At 72.1% G+C, this 18,632-nt stretch carries 16 protein-coding genes; 4 read left to right on the top strand and 12 right to left on the bottom strand.

Annotated features, from left to right (window positions below; all coding sequences use genetic code 11):
- Nucleotides 1-175: 175 nt before the first annotated feature.
- Nucleotides 176-3,436, top strand: coding sequence for an SCO5717 family growth-regulating ATPase (locus tag J5X86_RS44175; protein WP_208522258.1), 3,261 nt, complete (start codon nucleotides 176-178; stop codon nucleotides 3,434-3,436).
- 154 nt (nucleotides 3,437-3,590) lie between these two features.
- Here J5X86_RS44175 and J5X86_RS44180 read toward each other — a convergent pair whose 3' ends face one another.
- The 8 genes from J5X86_RS44180 to rimP form a co-directional block, all read right to left on the bottom strand.
- Entirely contained in the window at nucleotides 3,591-4,547 is a 957-nt protein-coding gene (locus tag J5X86_RS44180; RefSeq protein ID WP_208522259.1) for a bifunctional riboflavin kinase/FAD synthetase, read from the bottom strand.
- Nucleotides 4,548-4,756: 209 nt separating this feature from the next.
- Entirely contained in the window at nucleotides 4,757-5,698 is a 942-nt protein-coding gene (truB, locus tag J5X86_RS44185) for a tRNA pseudouridine(55) synthase TruB (protein ID WP_208522260.1), read from the bottom strand.
- Entirely contained in the window at nucleotides 5,695-6,210 is a 516-nt protein-coding gene (gene rbfA / locus J5X86_RS44190) for a 30S ribosome-binding factor RbfA (protein ID WP_208522261.1), read from the bottom strand. Before rbfA ends, truB begins: the two co-directional genes overlap by 4 nt.
- Nucleotides 6,211-6,279: 69 nt before the next feature.
- A complete protein-coding gene (locus J5X86_RS44195; RefSeq protein WP_208522262.1) occupies nucleotides 6,280-6,576 on the bottom strand; it encodes a DUF503 domain-containing protein in 297 nt (98 codons plus the stop codon).
- A gap of 124 nt (nucleotides 6,577-6,700) precedes the next feature.
- On the bottom strand, nucleotides 6,701-9,883 hold the full coding sequence (infB, locus tag J5X86_RS52680; protein WP_208522263.1) for a translation initiation factor IF-2: 3,183 nt from the start codon (nucleotides 9,881-9,883) through the stop codon (nucleotides 6,701-6,703).
- 158 nt (nucleotides 9,884-10,041) lie between these two features.
- Nucleotides 10,042-10,329, bottom strand: a complete 288-nt coding sequence (locus tag J5X86_RS44205) for a YlxR family protein (RefSeq protein ID WP_078644074.1) — start codon at nucleotides 10,327-10,329, stop codon at nucleotides 10,042-10,044.
- 97 nt (nucleotides 10,330-10,426) lie between these two features.
- Complete coding sequence (gene nusA / locus J5X86_RS44210; RefSeq protein ID WP_078644072.1) at nucleotides 10,427-11,419, bottom strand: transcription termination factor NusA; 993 nt, start codon at nucleotides 11,417-11,419, stop codon at nucleotides 10,427-10,429.
- A gap of 2 nt (nucleotides 11,420-11,421) precedes the next feature.
- Nucleotides 11,422-11,946, bottom strand: coding sequence for a ribosome maturation factor RimP (gene rimP / locus J5X86_RS44215; RefSeq protein WP_208522264.1), 525 nt, complete (start codon nucleotides 11,944-11,946; stop codon nucleotides 11,422-11,424).
- A gap of 233 nt (nucleotides 11,947-12,179) precedes the next feature.
- Between rimP and J5X86_RS44220 the strand changes: the two genes are divergently transcribed.
- The 3 genes from J5X86_RS44220 to J5X86_RS44230 are packed head-to-tail and all read left to right on the top strand — an operon-like array spanning nucleotide 12,180 to nucleotide 14,274.
- The gene (locus J5X86_RS44220; RefSeq protein ID WP_208522265.1) at nucleotides 12,180-12,743 is read left to right on the top strand and encodes a hypothetical protein; all 564 of its coding nucleotides are present in this window, start codon (nucleotides 12,180-12,182) and stop codon (nucleotides 12,741-12,743) included.
- A gap of 33 nt (nucleotides 12,744-12,776) precedes the next feature.
- A complete protein-coding gene (locus J5X86_RS44225) occupies nucleotides 12,777-13,280 on the top strand; it encodes a ferritin-like domain-containing protein (RefSeq protein WP_208522266.1) in 504 nt (167 codons plus the stop codon).
- A gap of 49 nt (nucleotides 13,281-13,329) precedes the next feature.
- A complete protein-coding gene (locus tag J5X86_RS44230) occupies nucleotides 13,330-14,274 on the top strand; it encodes an aminoglycoside phosphotransferase family protein (protein ID WP_208522267.1) in 945 nt (314 codons plus the stop codon).
- Nucleotides 14,275-14,552: 278 nt separating this feature from the next.
- Here J5X86_RS44230 and J5X86_RS44235 read toward each other — a convergent pair whose 3' ends face one another.
- The 4 genes from J5X86_RS44235 to J5X86_RS44250 form a co-directional block, all read right to left on the bottom strand.
- Entirely contained in the window at nucleotides 14,553-16,268 is a 1,716-nt protein-coding gene (locus J5X86_RS44235; protein WP_208522268.1) for a proline--tRNA ligase, read from the bottom strand.
- 85 nt (nucleotides 16,269-16,353) lie between these two features.
- On the bottom strand, nucleotides 16,354-16,923 hold the full coding sequence (locus J5X86_RS44240) for a GNAT family N-acetyltransferase (protein ID WP_208522269.1): 570 nt from the start codon (nucleotides 16,921-16,923) through the stop codon (nucleotides 16,354-16,356).
- Between the two features lie 25 nt (nucleotides 16,924-16,948).
- A complete protein-coding gene (locus tag J5X86_RS44245) occupies nucleotides 16,949-17,794 on the bottom strand; it encodes a GNAT family N-acetyltransferase (protein ID WP_208522270.1) in 846 nt (281 codons plus the stop codon).
- A gap of 208 nt (nucleotides 17,795-18,002) precedes the next feature.
- Nucleotides 18,003-18,632 (bottom strand): flavodoxin-dependent (E)-4-hydroxy-3-methylbut-2-enyl-diphosphate synthase (locus J5X86_RS44250; protein WP_208522271.1); only part of this gene is annotated, 630 nt, incomplete at its 5' end.

Below are 18,632 nucleotides of genomic sequence, written 5' to 3' on the forward strand. Positions count from 1 at the left end.
GGCCTGCCCGCGTGGCGCTCATGGTGATTAGTCTTGGGGTACCCGGTGGAGAACCTGTTCAGGGATCCCCGGCGTCACAAAAGGGGAAAGCCGAACGGTCGGACGACAGTAGCGATCGGCAACAGATCGGCCTCGCCAAGATTTTCAAGGGTGTTCGACCACACCAGGAGGCATTGTGAGTAGCGATCGGGACGAGATCCGCACGGGCGGAAACACACCCGGCGATGATCGGTCCGACGCGGAGACCGAGCACACGGGCGAGTTCACCATCGACTACACCCCGCCCGCCTGGTACACGCAGAACGCTTCGTCGTCGTCCTCGCCGGCCTCCACGGCCCCCGCGTCGACCGGCGGTTCCGGAGGAATCGGGACGGGCACCGGTGCGGGAGCGCCGAGTCCGCCGCCTCCGCCGCCCACGGGTAATCCTGTGTCCGTGCCGGGGGCGCCGGAGCCGAGCGGCTTTCCGGGTGCTTGGCCGTCGCCGACCGCGCCGCCCTCCGCCGATGCCGCTTCGGACGCCTCCGAGGTGGAGGAGGTCCCCGCGCGGAGGGAGGACGAGGCACGGTCTGGAGCGGAGGCGGAAGGGTCGGACGCGGGCATCCGCATGCCGCCTTTGCCCGACTCCGAGCCGGATTGGGGCAGTGTGCCCGCGGCTGACGCCGTGACGGGTGGTGCCGCGTCGGACAACGCCGAGTCCGAACCCGCGCCCCGAGAATCTTCCGTCGGGGCTTCCGATGTCGAGGCGGAGTTCTCTGCCGCGGCTCCCGCGCCGGCTCCCTTCACCGCTTCCGCTCCCGTCGATGACGACTTCAACCTGGCACCCGCCGCGGCCCCACGGGACGACGTCTCCGAGTCCGCGCCCGAGCCCGAGTCCGGCTCCGATGAGAGCGACAACGGCGATGTGGTCAGCCACTCCACCGTGCGGTTCTCCACCGCCGCGCTGCGGCGCGAGGTGGCCGAGAGGCGGAGTGAGGACTCCGAGGCCGCCGAGGCCGGGTCTGGGTCCGGTTCTGGCTCTTCTTCCGGTTCCGGTTCTGGTCTTGCGTCCGATTCCGCTGACGATTCCGGCTTCGCGGACACCGACGACCGTACCGACGACGATGTGCGCAGCGAGGGCACGCTGCGCTTCTCCACGGCCGAGCTGCGGCGTGAGATGGAGGAGCTGAGGCAGGCGACCGCCGAGCCTCAGGACGCGATCCCCGAGGACGCCGTGCCACCGAGCACGCCCTCCTCCGAGCAGCCCGCCGCCACCTGGGCTCCGCCGCCCGTTCCGCAGTCGGGGCTGCCGCCCCTGCCGCCGGACTTCCAACCCGCCGCGCCCGAGACCGCCACTCCGGCTCCGGGTCCCGCTCCGGTTCCGGAGCAGCGGACGGACGGGCCTGCCACCCCTGGCGCCGGCGTGCCGCTCCCGCCCCAGGACACCTCCTGGGCGCCTCCCCCGCCTCAGACGCAGGGTCAGCCCGGTCAGCCCGCCGCCGCGCCGCCTGGGCCCGGGCCGCAGGGCGGATACGGCTATCCGCGTCCCGGTGAGGGCGCTCCGGGTGCGATCCCCGGCCAGCCCGGTCCGGCCCCGCTGCCGGATCAGGCCCAGGGGGCACAGCCCCCGGCGGCCAACGAGCCTGGTCCGCAGGGCGGTTATCAGCAGCCCGGCACGGCCGTGCCGGGACCCGGTCCCCAGGGTCCCCCGGCTCCGCAGGGCCCCCACTACGGCTATCCGCAACCCGGGGGCCAGCCCGCACCCGGCCCGGCCGGTCACGTACAAGGCCAGGGCCAAGGGCCGATGCCCGTCCCGGGCGGCTACGGCTTCCCGCAGCCGCCCGCCCCGGACCAGCAGGGTCAGTACCACCAGCCGCCCTATCCCACGCCCCAGCCGGGGCAGGCCGACCACCTCGGACAGCCGGGACAGCCCGGGCAGCCGATGTACCCGGGCCAGCCCGGCCAGCCCGGTCAGCCCGCACCGTACGCGCCGACCGACCCCGCCCAGGGCCAGCAGCCCCCCGGCCAGCAGTTCCCGGGGCAGCAAGGTCCGGGTGCCCAGGGCGGCTACGGCTTCCCGCGTCCCGGCGACGGCGTTCCCGGGCCCGGGCCGCAGGGGCAGGCGCAGGACGGCTACGGCTATCCGCGTCCCGACGCCCACGCCGCACCAGCCGCCCCGGCCACCCCGGCGGCCCCGGCCGATCCCCGTACCGGCGGCTGGCCGACGGTCACGCCCGACCAGCGGCGCCAGGGCGGAAGCGCGGGGGCGCCGCTCGGGTACACCGCCGCGGTCGAGCTCTCCTCGGACCGGCTGATCAAGGGCAAGCAGAAGCCGAAGAAGAACACCCCCGGCCCCTCCCGCTTCAAGATCGGTGGCAAGAAGGAGGAGGCGGAGCGGCAGCGCAAGCTGGAGCTGATCCGTACGCCGGTGCTCTCCTGCTACCGCATCGCGGTGATCAGCCTCAAGGGCGGTGTCGGCAAGACCACGACGACCACCGCGCTCGGCTCGACCCTGGCCATCGAGCGCCAGGACAAGGTCATCGCGATCGACGCCAACCCGGACGCGGGCACCCTCGGCCGGCGCGTGCGGCGGGAGACCGGGGCGACCATTCGCGACCTGGTCACCGCGATCCCGTATCTCAACAGCTACATGGACATCCGGCGGTTCACCTCACAGGCGCCGTCGGGACTGGAGATCCTCGCCAACGACGTGGACCCGGCGGTCTCGACGACGTTCAACGACGACGACTACCGCAGCGTCATCGACGTCCTGGGCAAGCAGTACCCGATCATCCTCACCGACTCGGGCACGGGTCTGCTCTACAGCGCCATGCGCGGCGTCCTCGACCTCGCCGACCAGCTGATCATCATCTCCACGCCCTCCGTGGACGGTGCGAGCAGCGCCAGCACCACCCTCGACTGGCTGTCCGCGCACGGCTACGCGGATCTGGTCTCGCGGAGCATCACCGTGATCTCCGGAGTCCGGGAGACCGGGAAGATGATCAAGGTCGAGGACATCGTGTCCCACTTCGAGACCCGCTGCCGCGGGGTGATCGTCGTGCCGTTCGACGAGCATCTGTCGGCGGGCGCCGAGGTGGACCTGGACATGATGCGGCCCAAGACCCGTGAGGCGTACTTCAACCTCTCGGCCATGGTCGCGGAGGACTTCACCCGCGCCCAGCAGCAGCAGGGGCTGTGGACGGGCGACGGCGGGGCTCAGCCGCCGCAGGTGGCCCCGCCGATGCCCGGACAGGCCCAGCAGCCCTACCCCGGCCAGCAGCCCTATCCGGGCGCCTACGCGCCTCAGCAGGGGCAGCAGCCGCAGTACCCCGGATACCCGCAGCAAGGCGGTCAGCAGGGCGGCCAGCAAGGCTGGCAGCAGTCCTACGGGCAGGGGCAGCAGCCGCAGCCCGGCCAGCCGTGGCAGCAGGTCCAGCCCGGGCAACCGGAGCAGCCCTAGGCAACAGCAGCCCCCTGGGCCGCAGCAGTAGCAAGGGGCTACAGCAGCAAGCGGAAGCGATGCGCCCCGTGGGCCCGGATCACCGGGCCCACGGGGCGCATCCACGTTCACCACACGGCGTACCTCACGGGCACACCGCACACCGCACACCGCCTCAGCGGCTGCTGCCGTGCTCCTCGACGAGTTCACGGGCCCGCTTCACATCGGCCGCCATGCGCTCCAGCAGCGCCTCGATCGAGTCGAACTTCTCCTGGCCCCGCAGATAGGCCAGGAAGTCGACCTCGACATGGAGACCGTACAGATCCAGTCCGACCCGGTCGATCGCATACGCCTCGACCGTCCGCTCGGTCCCGTCGAACTGCGGATTGGTGCCGACCGAGATCGCCGCGGGCATCGCCTCGTCCCGCGCCGTCAGCCACCCGGCGTAGACGCCGTCGGCCGGGATCGCGGTGTGCGGCGGAGTCTCCAGGTTGGCCGTCGGAAAGCCCAGTTCACGGCCGCGCTGCGCACCGCGCACCACCACGCCCTCGACCCGGTGCGGCCGGCCGAGGACCTCCATCGCGCCCGCGACATCGCCCTCGGCGACCAGCCGGCGCACCAGCGTGGAGGAGAACGGCTCGCCGCCGCCCGCCTCACCGCGCTCGTACAGGTCGATGACCTCGACCTCGTAGTCGTAGGTGGTGCCGAGCTCACGCAGGAAGGCGACGTTCCCGGCGGCCTTGTGGCCGAAGCGGAAGTTGGGGCCCTCCACCACGACCCGTGCGTGCAACTTGTCGACCAGCACCTTCACGACGAAGTCGGCGGGGGTGAGCCGGGAGAACTCCGCCGTGAACGGCAGGACCAGCACCGCGTCCACGCCCAGCCCGGCCATCAACTCCGCGCGCCGCTGATGCGTGGCCAGCAGCGGCGGATGGCTGCCGGGCCGCACGACCTCGCTCGGATGGGGGTCGAAGGTGACCACGACCGCCGGTACGCCCAGCTCACGCGCCCGTGCCACGGCACGGCCGATGATCAGCTGGTGCCCTCGGTGCACCCCGTCGTAGGAACCGATGGTGACGACGCTGCGCCCCCAGCCCTCAGGGATGTCCTCCAAGCCACGCCAGCGCTGCACTTTGCCCGCTCCTCGCCCGAACCTTTGTCTGTCGACTTCGCAGGTCTAAGACTGCCATGTCCCGGTCGCCCGCCTCGCATCGGTGGTCTCCACGAGCGCCCGGACCGGCCGGAAAGCCACCGTAGGCGGCCGGTCCGGGCGCTCGCAACGCAGCACGGAGTCAGTCACGACACACCGCGGCGCCCTGGCCCCGACGCGGCCCGATGGCCTCATACGAAGACGGCCAGGCTCTTCGCCTTGCCCTTCGACTCCTCCACGAGGGCCAGAAAACGCCCCTCCGGCCCGAAGACCGCGACCGGCCCCGGCCCCGGACCCGAACTCGGATCCAGCGCCCCCTCCCCCGAGGGCATGTCGATCCGCACGCCGTTGCCCAGCAGCCGGGCCTGGTGATCGTCCACGTCCCAGCGCGGGAAGGCGGCGGCCGCCGCCTCGGCGATGGGCATGATCTCCAGCGACTCCTCCAGGCTCTCCAGCGTCCTGGCCGCCTCCAGTCCGTACGGGCCGACCCGGGTCCGGCGCAGGGCCGTCAGATGGCCGCCGGCGCCGAGTCCGGCGCCCAGGTCGCGCGCCAGCGCCCGGATGTAGGTGCCGGAGGAGCACACCACCGTGACGTCCAGGTCGAGGACGGTGGTGCCGTCCTCCGCCTTGGCCTCGCGGCGGTCGTGGAGGACGAAGGAGGAGACGGTCACCGGCCGCGCCGGGATCGCGAACTCCTCGCCCTCCCGCGCCCGTGCGTAGGAGCGCTTGCCGTCGATCTTGATGGCGCTGACCTTCGAGGGGACCTGCTGGATGTCCCCGGTCAACTCCTCGATCCCGGACTCGACGGCGCCCGGCTCGACCCCGGCGGCGCCGTCCGATGCGGTGATCTCGCCCTCCGCGTCATCGGTGACCGTGGCCTGGCCGAGCCGGATGGTGGCCCGGTACTCCTTCTCGGTCAGCGCCAGATGACCCAGCAGCCGGGTCGCCTTCTCCACGCCGACCACGAGCACGCCCGTGGCCATCGGGTCCAGCGTCCCGGCGTGGCCGACCCGCCGGGTGCCGGCGAAGCGGCGCATCTTGGCGACGACGTCGTGCGAGGTGAAACCGGCCGGCTTGTCGACGATCACCAGGCCGTCCGGTGCCCCGGAAGCGGCCCTGCCCTTGCGCGTCATGCGTCCGATGAACCCTTGCCGTCCGTGCCCGGCCCGTTGCCGTCCGCGCCGGGCTCCCCGTCGTCCGTGCCGGGCTCCTCGTCGTCCTCGTCCTCGCCCGGCTTGCGGTACGGATCGGCGTCGCCGGCGTAGCTGGCGCCCGAGGACGCCTCGCGCACCTGGGCGTCCGCCTCCCTGGCCTTGGCGAGCAGGTCGTCGATGGTGCGGGCGTTCTCCGGCAGTGCGTCCGGGACGAACGTCAGGGTCGGGGTGAAGCGCACCCCCGTCTGGCGTCCGACCTCCGACCGCAGCACACCCTTGGCGCTCTCCAGGGCCGCGGCGGAGGCCGCCCGCTCCTCGTCGTCGCCGAAGACCGTGTAGAAGACGGTCGCCTCCCGCAGATCACCGGTGATCCGGGTGTCGGTGATGGTCACATAGCCCAGCCGCGGGTCCTTGATCCGCCGCTGCAGAGTCTCCGCGACCACGACCCGGATGCGGTCCGCCAGCTTGCGTGCCCGCGCGGTGTCGCTCATGCGTCTTCTTCTCTCTTCTTCGCGTCAGTCATCGATGGCCGGGGCGGTCTGCCACCGCCGATCCGGCCCTCATACATCATCGCCACCGTGGAACCGCCGTCGCACCGACAACAGCTCCACCTCCGGCCGCGCCGCCACCAGCCGCTCGCAGCGGTCGAGCACGTCCGTGAGATGGCCCGCGTCCCCGGAGACCATCGCCAGGGCGATCTGGGCCCTGCGGTAGAGGTCCTGGTCCCCGACCTCCGCCACGCTCACCGCGAATTTGCGGTGCAGCTCGGCGACGATCGGGCGGACGACGGAGCGCTTCTCCTTCAACGACCGTACGTCGCCGAGAAGCAGATCAAAGGACAACGTCCCTACATACATGCGGTCCGGGTCAAGCCACCCGTGGGGCCTTTGTGAATGCGGGCATCTCGCACCGTACACGCAAGGGCCGGGGCCGATCGACGGAAATTTCTCCGCCGACCGGCCCCGGTAGGACAGCCGCTTGTCAGCCGCGCGGCTTCTCGCGCATCTCGTACGTCGCGATGACGTCGTCGATCTTGATGTCGTTGTAGCTGCCGAGGTTGATACCGCCCTCGAAGCCTTCGCGAATCTCGGTGACGTCGTCCTTGAAGCGGCGCAGGCCCTCGATGTTGAGGTTCTCCGCGATGACCTTGCCGTCGCGGACGAGGCGGGCCTTGGTGTTCCGCTTGACCTCGCCGGAGCGGATGAGCACACCGGCGATGTTGCCCAGCTTGGACGAGCGGAAGACCTCGCGGATCTCCGCCGTACCGAGCTCGACCTCTTCGTACTCCGGCTTCAGCATGCCCTTCAGGGCCGCCTCGATCTCCTCGATCACCTGGTAGATGACCGAGTAGTACCGGACGTCCACGCCCTCGCGCTCGGCCATCTGCGTGGCACGCCCATCGGCGCGCACGTTGAAGCCGATGACGATGGCGTCGGAGCCGGTCGCCAGGTCGATGTCGGTCTCGGTGACCGCACCCACACCGCGGTGCAGGACGCGCAGGTCGACCTCTTCGCCGACGTCGAGCTGGAGCAGCGAGGACTCGAGTGCCTCCACCGAACCGGACGCGTCGCCCTTGATGATGAGGTTGAGCTGCTGGACCTGACCGGCCTTGAGCACCTTGTCCAGGTCCTCCAGGGAGACCCGGCGGGTGCGCTTGGCGAACGCCGCGTTCCGCTCACGGGCGGCACGCTTCTCGGCGATCTGGCGGGCGGTGCGGTCCTCGTCGACGACGAGGAAGTTGTCGCCCGCACCGGGCACGTTGGTCAGACCGAGCACCAGGACCGGGGTCGCCGGGCCGGCCTCCTCCAGCGCGTTCCCGTTGTCGTCGAGCATCGCCCGGACGCGGCCGTAGGCGTCGCCCGCGACCATCGTGTCGCCGACCCGCAGGGTGCCGCGCTGGACCAGCACGGTGGCCACGGCGCCGCGGCCACGGTCGAGGTGCGCCTCGATCGCGATGCCCTGCGCGTCCTGCTCCGCGTTGGCGCGCAGGTCGAGCGAGGCGTCCGCGGTCAGGACGACGGCCTCAAGCAGGTCGTCGATGTGCAGCCCCTGCTTGGCGGAGATGTCGACGAACATGGTCTCGCCGCCGTACTCCTCGGCCACCAGGCCGTACTCGGTCAGCTGACCGCGCACCTTGGTCGGGTCCGCGCCCTCGACGTCGATCTTGTTGACCGCGACCACGATCGGCACATCGGCTGCCTTGGCGTGGTTCAGCGCCTCGATCGTCTGCGGCATCACACCGTCGTTGGCCGCCACCACGAGGATCGCGATGTCGGTCGACTTGGCACCACGGGCACGCATGGCGGTGAACGCCTCGTGACCCGGGGTGTCGATGAAGGTGATCCTGCGCTCTTCGTCGTTGACCTCGGTCGAGACCTGGTAGGCACCGATGTGCTGGGTGATGCCGCCGGCCTCGCCCGCGATGACGTTCGTCTTGCGGATCGCGTCCAGCAGTCGCGTCTTACCGTGGTCGACGTGACCCATGACGGTCACCACCGGCGGACGCGCGACGAGCATCTCCTCGCCGCCCTCGTTCTCGCCGAACTCGATGTCGAAGGACTCGAGAAGCTCGCGGTCCTCCTCCTCCGGGCTGACGATCTCGACGTTGTAGTTCATCTCGTCGGCGAGGAGCTGCAGCGTCTCGTCGGAGACGGACTGCGTCGCGGTGACCATCTCGCCGAGGTTGAGCATCACGGCGACCAGCGACGCCGGGTTGGCGTTGATCTTCTCCGCGAAGTCGGTGAGCGAGGCACCCCGCGACAGCCGGACCGTCTGGCCGTTGCCGCGCGGCAGCATCACACCGCCGACGGACGGGGCCTGCATGGCCTCGTACTCCTGGCGCCTCTGCCGCTTCGACTTACGGCCACGACGCGCCGGACCGCCGGGACGGCCGAACGCACCCTGCGTGCCACCACGGCCACCGGGACCACCCGGACGACCGCCGAAGCCGGGACGGCCACCGCCGCCACCGAAGCCGCCGCCACCACCGGGACCGCCCGGACGACCGGCGAAACCGCCGCCGCCACCGGGACGACCGCCACCGGGACCGCCGGGACGACCGGCGAAACCGCCGCCGCCACCGGGACGACCGCCGCCGGCACCGCCGGGACGACCGCCGCCGCCGGGACCGCGACCGCCGCCGCCACCGCCGGGGCCCGGACGCGGGCCGGCAGCCGGACGCTGCGGCATCATGCCCGGGTTCGGGCGGGCGCCGCCGGGACCCGGACGCGGGCCGCCACCCTGGGCGCCCTGCGGACGGGGCATCTGGCCCGGAGTGGGACGGGGACCGCCGGGACCGCCCTGGCCACGGCCGGGACCACCCTGGCCGCCGCCCTGCGGACGCGGGCCGCCGCCGGGCTGACCGCCGGGACGCGGGGCGCCGCCGGGACGGGGCGCCTGCGGGCGCGCCATACCGGTGGAGCCACCGGAGGTGAAGGGGTTGTTACCGGGACGGGGACCGGCCGGACGGGGACCACCCGGACGCGGACGCTCCTGACCACCCGGACGCGGACCGCCACGGCCACCGCCCTGGCCACCCTGACCCTGGCCGCCCTGACCCTGGCCGCCCTGGCCCTGGCCCTGGCCCGGTGCACCCGGACGGGCGCCGGGGCGCGGACCGGGCGTGGCACCCGGCTTGGCGGACGCGCCCGGCTTGGCCGCGGCGGGCTTGGGGCTGGGGGGGCTCGGTGCCGCCGGCGGCGCGGTGAACTCGGGCTGCGCCGGAGCCGCCGGCGCGGGGCCCGGCTTGGGGCCGGGGGCCGCCGGACGGGCGGCGGGCGCGGGACGCGGGCCCGGCGCGGGCGCCGCACCCGGAGTGGGCGCCGCACCCGGAGTGGGCGCCGCACCGGGGGTGCCGCGCTGGCCCTCGGCAGCCGGCTTGGGGCCGGGCGCCGTCGGGGGCTTGGGGGCGGCCGGACGGGCCGCAGCCGCCGGACCGGGGGTCGGCGGCTTGGGCGTCGCCTTGCGCGGCGCCGAAGGCTTACCGGCGGCACGGCCGGAGCCGTTGCCACCCTGGAATGCGTCAGTCAACTTGCGCACAACCGGCGCCTCGATCGTCGAGGACGCCGAACGTACAAATTCACCGAGTTCTTGGAGCTTGGCCATGACGACCTTGCTCTCAACTCCGAACTCCTTGGCGAGTTCGTATACCCGGACCTTAGCCACTTCGCTCCTTTTAGGTCCGGGTTGTCGCCGGACCGTCGCTACTTCATGGGCGTACTCATCGCGTACTCATCGAGTGCTCATCGCAATCTCGACCTACTTCCGACTCGCGAGGTACCTGACCGCACGGTGTCCCGTGCCGTTCTCTTCCAACTACTTACTCAGGGTGTCGCCTGCTCACCCTTCTCGACAAACCGGCGGAGCGCCGTGGTGTCGAGCGCCCCCGGCCCCCTGAAGGCCCGGGAAAAGGCCCGGCGGCGAACCGCCAGGTCAAGGCAGACCCGTGTGGGGTGAACATAAGCACCCCGACCGGGGAGCGTACCGCGCCGGTCGGGGACACAAACACCCTCGACCAGCACGATGCGCAGCAGATCGTTCTTGGCCGCCCGATCCCGGCATCCCACACAGGTTCGCTCAGGGCAGGCACCAGCTCGCGTGCGGCCAGACACTGCTTAAGTCTACCTCCCCGTACCGACCTCACCCCTTGGGGGGAGTGATCGAATCGTCACTCGATTTCAGGCCGGGTCCCGCGGGATCCGGCCTGAATCAGCCTTGATCACCCGACTGCTCGGTGTCCGGCCGGATGTCGATCCGCCAGCCGGTCAGCCGGGCCGCCAGCCGGGCGTTCTGCCCCTCCTTGCCGATGGCGAGGGACAGCTGATAGTCGGGCACGGTGACCCGGGCCGAGCGGGCCGCCAGATCGACCACCTCGACCTTACTCACCCGCGCGGGTGACAGCGCGTTCGCCACCAGGTCAGCGGGGTCGTCCGACCAGTCGACGATGTCGATTTTCTCGCCGTGCAGCTCGGCCATCACGCTGCGCACCCGGCCGCCCATCGGGCCGATGCACGCGCCCTTGGCGTTCAGCCCCGAACGGGTCGACCGGACCGCGATCTTGGTGCGGTGGCCCGCCTCGCGGGCGATCGCCGCGATCTCCACCGAACCGTCCGCGATCTCCGGCACCTCGAGCGCGAAGAGCTTCTTGACCAGATTGGGATGCGTACGCGAAAGAGTCACCGACGGGCCGCGCACGCCCTTGACGACTCGTACGACGTACGTACGCAGCCGGGTGCCGTGCGCGTAGTCCTCGCCCGGGACCTGCTCCTGCACGGGCAGGATCGCCTCGAGACGGCCGATGTCCACCAGCACGTTCTTGGGGTCCTTGCCCTGCTGGACGACGCCGGCGACGACATCGCCCTCCCGCCCCGCGTACTCGCCGAAGGTGATCTCCTCCTCGGCGTCCCGCAGCCGCTGCAGGATGACCTGCTTCGCGGTCGTCGCGGCGATCCGGCCGAAGCCGGAGGGGGTGTCGTCGAACTCGCGGGGCTCCTGCCCCTCCTCCAGATCCTCGGCGTCCTCACGGGCCCATACGGTCACATGGCCGGTGTCGCGGTTCAGCTCCACCCGGGCGCGGCGACGGCTTCCATCGGTGCGGTGGTAGGCGATGAGGAGCGCCGATTCGATCGCCTCGACCAGCAGGTCGAAGGAGATCTCCTTCTCTCGCACCAGACCCCGCAGGGCACTCATGTCGATGTCCACGGCTACGCCTCCTCTTTGCTCTCGTCGTCCTCGCCCGCGGTCTTCTCGTCGGGCTTGCGGTTGAACTCGATCTCCACGCGGGCCTTGGAGATCTCCTCGAAGGCAAGCCGTCTGGCGGTGGGCTTGCGCCCCTTCACACCGGGGACCTCCAGATCGAGCCCCTCGTCGTCCACCGAGACGATCCGGGCGACCAGCTCGCCGTCGTCGGTGAGCCGCGCTCGCATGAGGCGGCCGGTGGCGCGGCGGTAGTGGCGCGGCTCGGTCAGAGGGCGCTCGGCGCCGGGAGAGGTGACCTCGAGGACATACGGGACCTGGCCCATCGCGTCCGTGTCGTCGAGGGTCTGGGAGATGTCCCGGCTCAGCTCCGCACACGTGTCCAGCTGGACGCCGTCGTCGGAATCCACGACCACTCTCAGCACACGCCGCCGCCCAGCCGGTGTCACCTCGACCTCTTCCAGATCCAGATCTCGCGCGCTGACGAGCGGTTCCAGCAGTCCGCGCAGCCTCTCGCTCTGGGTCGTGCTCATCCGGGTGACTCCTCGGCCGCGTGTGCTGTTGTGGGAAGGTCGCGTGTCAGGTCAAAGCCTATCTGTTCCGGCGGCGGGCTGACGATTCGGTGGCCGCTGCCGGGCAGACGGGCTCGGCGCGGGTACGCTCGCCTGCTGTGATCACTACCGGCGGCCGGGAGCGGCCGCAGCCCGGAAAGAGGAACGTGTCGATCACGACTCCCCCACCTCCTCCCACACCCGCATCCGACGCGATGTCTTCGGCCTCCCCGGCGTCCGCCGAGTCCTCGGCGGACGCCGCCGCGGTGCCCCGGCGGCGGAGTCTGCTGCTGGGCTGCGGAGCGCTGGGGGCGGTCGCGCTGCTGAGCGGCTGTTCCGACGATGCCGAGCCCCGGCGCGACGCGGGCGGCGAGGCGGCCGTCGCCCTGCTGCGGGCGCGGGGCGCGCGGGACTCCACCGCACTCCTCGCGCGCTACGACGCGACCGTGGACGCGCATCCCGACCTCGCGGAGCGGCTGGCGCCGCTGCGGGAGGAGACGGCCCGGCATGCCGCGGTCTTCACCACCAAGGACCGGTCCGCCTCCCCCTCCGCGACCGCGTCGCGCTCGCCCTCCGCGGGCGGGCAGCGGGTGCCGAAGGTGCCCGAGGACGAGAAACAGGCCCTCTCCGCCCTCGCCCAGGCCGAGCGCCGGACCGCCGACACCCGCACCGCCGCGCTCGCCACCGCGCCGCCCGAGCTGGCCCGGCTGCTCGCCTCCGTCGCGGCCTGCGGCGCCGCCCACGTGTATCTCCTCACGCAGCGCGACACGGATTCGTGATCACGCTCGGGACCACCGGGAAGGGGTACTGACATGGCCTCTCGAGCAGGCCGATCGGCCGTCGGCGAACGGGCCGCGGCGCTCAGGGCCGCACAGGCCGCGCTCGCCGCCGAGCACGCCGCGGTGTACGGATACGGCGTCGTCGGCGGGCGGATCGGCGACGACCGGCTCGCGGAGGCGCGCGAAGGCTACGCCGCGCACCGCGCGCGCCGGGACGACCTCGCCCGCACCGTGCGCGACCTCGGCGGCGACCCCGAGGCCGCGGCGCCCGCCTACGCCCTGCCCTTCGCGGTGCCGGACGCGCCCGCGGCGGTGCGGCTCGCGGCCGAGCTGGAGAACCGGGTCGCCGCCGTCTACGCCGACCTCGTCCGGGCCTCGACCGGCTCCCTGCGCCGCCAGGCGGCGGGCGCGCTGCGGGAGGCGGCGGTCCGGGCCGTGCGCTGGCGGGGCGGCGGCGTAGCCTTCCCTGGACTCACCGAACGCGCCGCACCGGCCACTCCGTCGGCATCGCCCAGCGGTGGGGCGGACGGGGTGTGAGACCGATGGGGTCTGTGAAGTCATTGATGGTGGAGGGGACAGCTCAGGAATGGCATCGGCACCACAGCCCGGCGGCCGCGATACGGCCCGCGTCCATGTGCCGAAGCGGCTCCTGGACGCGCTGAGCGACAGCCCGGCGAGCGCCGTGCGGAGCTGGCTCGACGCCCTGCCCGAGACGGTCGAGCGGCAGCTCGCGGCATGGGAGCTGACCCTGGAGCGGGTGTCGGCGCCCGGCGGGCGCCGCGGACTCGTCGCGCTCGTACGGCAGGCGGACGACACCCCGGCGGCGCTGAAGTTCCCGGTCCCCGGCCCGGACGCCGACCATGAGCGGGCCGCCCTCGCGCACTGGGACGGCTGGGGCGCGGCCCGGCTGCTGCGCGCCGACCCGGACACCGGTGCGCTGCTGCTCGAGCGGCTGCGCAGCACGGTGTCGCTGCGCTCGCTGCCCGAGGCGAAGGCGGTGCTGGAGGCGGCGGGCACGGTGCGGCGGCTGTGGGTGGCGCCGCCCGAGGGACATCCCTTCGCGTCGGTCACCGGGCGTACGGAGAAGGAGCGCGAAACCCTGCGGACGCTCGGCGCCGGGAGCTGGGCGGCGGATGCCCGCCCGCTGACCGACGAGGCCCTGGAGCTGCGGGAGGCACTGCCCGCCGAGCCGCCCGAGGAGGTGCTGCTGCACGGCGACTTCCGGCAGGGGAAGGTGCTGGCCGGGGAGCGCACGCCCTGGCTCGCGGTGGGCCCGGCGCCGGTCGTGGGCGAGCGCGCGTACGACCTGGCGCGGCTGGTGCTCGACCGCTGCGAGGACCTGGCCGCCGGCCCCGGCCCCGCCGCGGCCGCGCGCCGCCGGGTCGGCAAGCTGGCGGACGCCCTGGAGGTCGACCGCGACCGGCTGCGGGGCTGGTCCTTCTACCGCGCCGTCGAGACGGGCCTGCGCCACGCCGCCGCGGGCGACCGCCGCCGCGCGGAGCTGCTGCTGGAGTTCGCGGGCTGGCTGTAACGGGGCCTGGCTGTAACGGTGGCTCCGCCTCCAACCCCCTTGCCGAGTGCGGCTTTCGTCTCGCGCCTGCGGCGCAATCGAGCAGCGGAGCAGGGGGTGCCGAGCCGCGTCGCCGACCGCCGGTCCGCCGGGCCGGTGGGGACGAGCGCCGGTGGCGGCTTCCGTAACTGGGGGCCGAAGCACCCAGCACGCGGGATCCCCGGCTCCCGGGCGTGGAAGCGCGGGAACCGGGGATCCCGGATCGTCCGGTGCGGGCCCGGCCGGTGCGGGTCCGTCCGTCAGGCGGTGGCGGTGAGGCGAGAGATCGCCTCGTCGATCGGCAGCTCCTCGCGCTCACCCGTACGGCGGTCCTTCAGCTCGACGACGCCGTCCTTGGCGCCACGGCCCACGACCAGGATGGTCGGGACGCCGATCAGCTCGGCGTCGGTGAACTTCACGCCCGGGGAGACGCCTGCGCGGTCGTCGACCATGACGCGCACACCCGCCGTGCCCAGCTTCTCGGCGATGTCGAGCGCCAGCTCGGTCTGGAGGGCCTTGCCCGCCGCGACGATGTGGACATCGGCCGGGGCCACCTCGCGGGGCCAGCAGAGGCCCGACTCGTCGTGGGTCTGCTCGGCGAGCGCGGCGACGGCTCGGGAGACGCCGACGCCGTACGAGCCCATCGTGACCCGCGCGGGCTTGCCGTTCTGGCCGAGCACATCGAGCTGGAAGGCGTCGGCGTACTTGCGGCCGAGCTGGAAGATGTGGCCGATCTCGATCGCCCGGTCCAGCTCGATGCCCGTACCGCAGCGGGGGCAGGGGTCGCCCGGCTCGACCACGACGACGTCGAGGTAGTCGTCGACCTCGAAGTCACGGCCGCAGACCACATTGCGCGCGTGGGTGTCGGGCTTGTTGGCGCCGGTCACCCAGGCGGTGCCGGGGGCGATGCGCGGGTCGGCGATGTAGCGCAGGGACTTGCCCGCCAGGCCCTGCGGGCCGACGTAGCCGCGCACCAGCTCGGGGCGGCCCTCGAAGTCCTCGGCCGTGACGAGCTCGACGACGGCGGGGGCGAGGTGCTCGCCCAGCTTGCCCAGGTCCACCTCGCGGTCGCCGGGGACGCCCACCGCGGTGATCTCGCCGTCGACCTTGACCAGGAGGTTCTTCAGGGTGGCGGAGGCCGGGACGCCGAGGTAGTCGGCGAGGGTCTCGATGGTCGGGGTGTCGGGGGTGTCCAGCTCCTCCAGGGGCCCGTGCTCGGCGCCCTCGACCGGCGATACGGCCACCGTGACCGCCTCGGTGTTCGCGGCGTAGTCGCAGTTCGGGCAGTCGACGAAGGTGTCCTCGCCGGCCGCCGCCGGGGCCAGGAACTCCTCGGAGGCCGAGCCGCCCATCGCGCCGGAGACCGCGGAGACGATGCGGTAGTCCAGGCCGAGGCGCTGGAAGATCCGCTGGTACGCCTCGCGGTGCAGCCGGTAGGACTCGGCGAGGCCCTCGTCGGTGGTGTCGAAGGAGTACGAGTCCTTCATCAGGAACTCGCGCCCGCGCAGCACGCCCGAGCGGGGGCGGGCCTCGTCCCGGTACTTGGTCTGGATCTGGTAGAGCATGACCGGCAGGTCCTTGTAGGACGTGCACTGGTCCTTGACCGTCAGGGTGAAGATCTCCTCGTGGGTCGGGCCGAGGAGGTAGTCGGCGCCCTTACGGTCCTTGATCCGGAAGAGCAGATCGCCGTACTCGTCCCAGCGGCCACTCACCTCGTACGGCTCACGGGGCAGCAGCGCGGGCAGGAGGACCTCCTGGGCGCCGATGGCGTCCATCTCCTCGCGGACGATCCGCGAGACGTTCTCCAGGACCTTCTTGCCGATCGGCAGCCAGGTCCAGATGCCCGCGGCGGCGCGGCGGACGTAGCCGGCGCGGACGAGCAGCTTGTGGCTGGCGGTCTCGGCGTCCGCCGGGTCTTCGCGCAGCGTCTTCAGCATTGTCGTGGACAAGCGCTGGACGTTGACGGCGTGGGCCATGGGGTCTCTCCTGCGTGCGATGGGATGTTCAGGAGGTTAGCCGCACCGGTCGGTTTCCCGGAAATGCGTAAGGCACGGACGGTGCCTAGCGGCGGCGCAGCGGCAGGGGGGCTCCCATCACGGCGTACGGGCTCGGGGCGCTCGGGAAGAGCACGGGGCGGGCGAGGTCGCGGTAGCCCAGTGAGTGGTAGAGCGCGCGGGCCGGGCTCTCGGTGTCGATGGCGGAGAGGATCGAGCGCGGCTGGTCGGCGCCGTCCGTGATCGTCGTGATCAGCTCTCGGCCGATGCCGCGGTCCTGGAAGTCGGGGTGGACGTGCAGCTCGGTGATGACGAACGAGTCGTCCAGCCAGTCGTCCTGCCCGGCCGCGCGCAGATACGGCTGGACGACCGTGGACCACCAGTGGGTGCGGTTATTGGGCATGCCGTAGACGAAGCCGACGAGCCGGCCGGAGGGGGTGGTCGCGCCGAGCGCGTGGGCGCCGGGGCTCTTGAGATGGCGCAGCACGATGTGGCGTCGTACGCCGATCTCTTCGCCCGTCAGCCCGAAGGCGACGGCCTGAACGGCGAGCGCTTCGTCCACGCGTGCGGCGAGGTCGAGCGACCCGACGACGACGTCTTCGGGTTCCGGGGTGCGCCCCCCGGCAAGATGCAGCATGGGCGGCACCCTACTTGGCCGTCGATCAGAACAGCACACTCATGAACGCGCCGACTTCCCGGAAGCCGACCCGGCGGTACGCGGCGCGGGCCGCGGTGTTGAAGTCGTTGACGTACAGGCTCGCCACGGGGGCGACCTCGCCCAGCGCATAGCGCAGCACGGCCGCCATCCCGGTCTCGGAGAGGCCGCGGCCGCGGTACTCGGGGGCGACCCATACGCCCTGGATCTGACAGGCGTGCGGGGTGGCCGCGCCGATCTCGGCCTTGAACACCACCCGGCCGTTCTCGACCCGGGCGAAGGAGCGCCCGGCGGTGACGAGCTCGGCGACCCGCGCCTGGTAGAGCAGCCCGCCGTCGCCCGCGAGCGGCGAGACGCCGACCTCCTCGGTGAACATCGCCACGCACGCCGGCATGATCACGTCCATCTCGTCCTGACGGACACGGCGCACCAGCGGATCGGGCGGGACGTCGGCGGGCATCGCGTTGGTGACCATCAGCGGCTGCCGGGCGCGGACCTCACGAGCCGGGCCCCAGCTTGGCTCAAGCAGGGACCACAGCCCGGCGGTGGTCTCGGCGGGGCCGACGATCGAGGAGCAGCGGCGGCCGGCCCGGCGGGCACGCTCGGCGAAGCCGCGCACGGCCTCGGGGGTGGCGCAGATGGGCACCAGGTTGGCTCCGGCGTAGCAGAGCGACTCCAGCCGTCCGCCGGAGTACCAGCCCCACATCTCGCCGCCGAGCCGCCACGGATCCAGTCCGGCGACCTGGACGCGGGCGGCCACGAAGGCGTTCGAGACGGGGTCGCGGTTGAGCACCGCGAGGGCCGCGTCGAGCTCATGGGGCTCGAGGACCCTGGTGGTGGACGTGGTCAGCACGTGTCGGTCTGCCTCACGTGGTGCGGGCCTGCGGGCCGGGGACGTCAATTCTCCAGACTCTATCGCGCAGGTCCAGAAGGGGGTTTTTCGAGGGCTCGGTTCGCCTCCGGGGCGCTTCGGTCGCCTCCGGCCACCGCTGGGCAGGCTGCCCCCGCCGGGAAGAATGCTGCGCCCGAAGCGCCCGAAGGCGAACCAAGCCTCGAAAAAATCAGCTAATGGAGACCTGGGGTTCGCCGGAGGCGATGCCGTCCTTCTCCATCTGCTCGGCGATCTTCATGGCCTCGTCGATCAGGGTCTCCACGATCTTCGACTCCGGCACCGTCTTGATGACCTCGCCCTTGACGAAGATCTGCCCCTTGCCATTGCCCGAAGCGACACCCAGATCCGCCTCACGCGCCTCACCGGGGCCGTTCACCACACACCCCATGACCGCCACGCGCAGCGGAACCTCCATGCCCTCCAGACCGGCCGTCACCTCATCCGCCAGCTTGTACACATCCACCTGCGCCCGCCCACACGACGGACACGAGACGATCTCCAACCGCCGCTGCCGCAGATTCAACGACTCCAGAATCTGGATCCCGACCTTGACCTCCTCGGCCGGAGGCGCCGACAGCGAGACCCGGATCGTGTCCCCGATCCCCTCACTCAGCAGCGCACCGAACGCCACCGCCGACTTGATCGTCCCCTGGAACGCCGGACCCGCCTCCGTCACCCCCAGATGCAACGGATAGTCACACTGAGCCGCGAGCTGACGGTAGGCATTGACCATCACCACCGGATCGTTGTGCTTCACCGAGATCTTGATATCCCGGAAACCATGCTCCTCGAACAGCGA

The organism is Streptomyces sp. NEAU-YJ-81 (genome assembly GCF_017592595.1).
Taxonomy (GTDB): Bacteria; Actinomycetota; Actinomycetes; order Streptomycetales; family Streptomycetaceae; genus Streptomyces; species Streptomyces hygroscopicus_B.

Bases quoted from the DNA above. Each gene is read 5' to 3' on its own strand.
- truB (WP_208522260.1), bottom strand. From the start codon at position 5,698: ATGACGCGCAAGGGCAGGGCCGCTTCCGGGGCACCGGACGGCCTGGTG.
- rbfA (WP_208522261.1), bottom strand. From the start codon at position 6,210: ATGAGCGACACCGCGCGGGCACGCAAGCTGGCGGACCGCATCCGGGTC.
- J5X86_RS44195 (WP_208522262.1), bottom strand. From the start codon at position 6,576: ATGTATGTAGGGACGTTGTCCTTTGATCTGCTTCTCGGCGACGTACGG.
- rimP (WP_208522264.1), bottom strand. From the start codon at position 11,946: ATGAGCACGACCCAGAGCGAGAGGCTGCGCGGACTGCTGGAACCGCTC.
- J5X86_RS44220 (WP_208522265.1), top strand. From the start codon at position 12,180: ATGTCTTCGGCCTCCCCGGCGTCCGCCGAGTCCTCGGCGGACGCCGCC.
- J5X86_RS44225 (WP_208522266.1), top strand. From the start codon at position 12,777: ATGGCCTCTCGAGCAGGCCGATCGGCCGTCGGCGAACGGGCCGCGGCG.
- J5X86_RS44230 (WP_208522267.1), top strand. From the start codon at position 13,330: ATGGCATCGGCACCACAGCCCGGCGGCCGCGATACGGCCCGCGTCCAT.
- J5X86_RS44235 (WP_208522268.1), bottom strand. From the start codon at position 16,268: ATGGCCCACGCCGTCAACGTCCAGCGCTTGTCCACGACAATGCTGAAG.
- J5X86_RS44240 (WP_208522269.1), bottom strand. From the start codon at position 16,923: ATGCTGCATCTTGCCGGGGGGCGCACCCCGGAACCCGAAGACGTCGTC.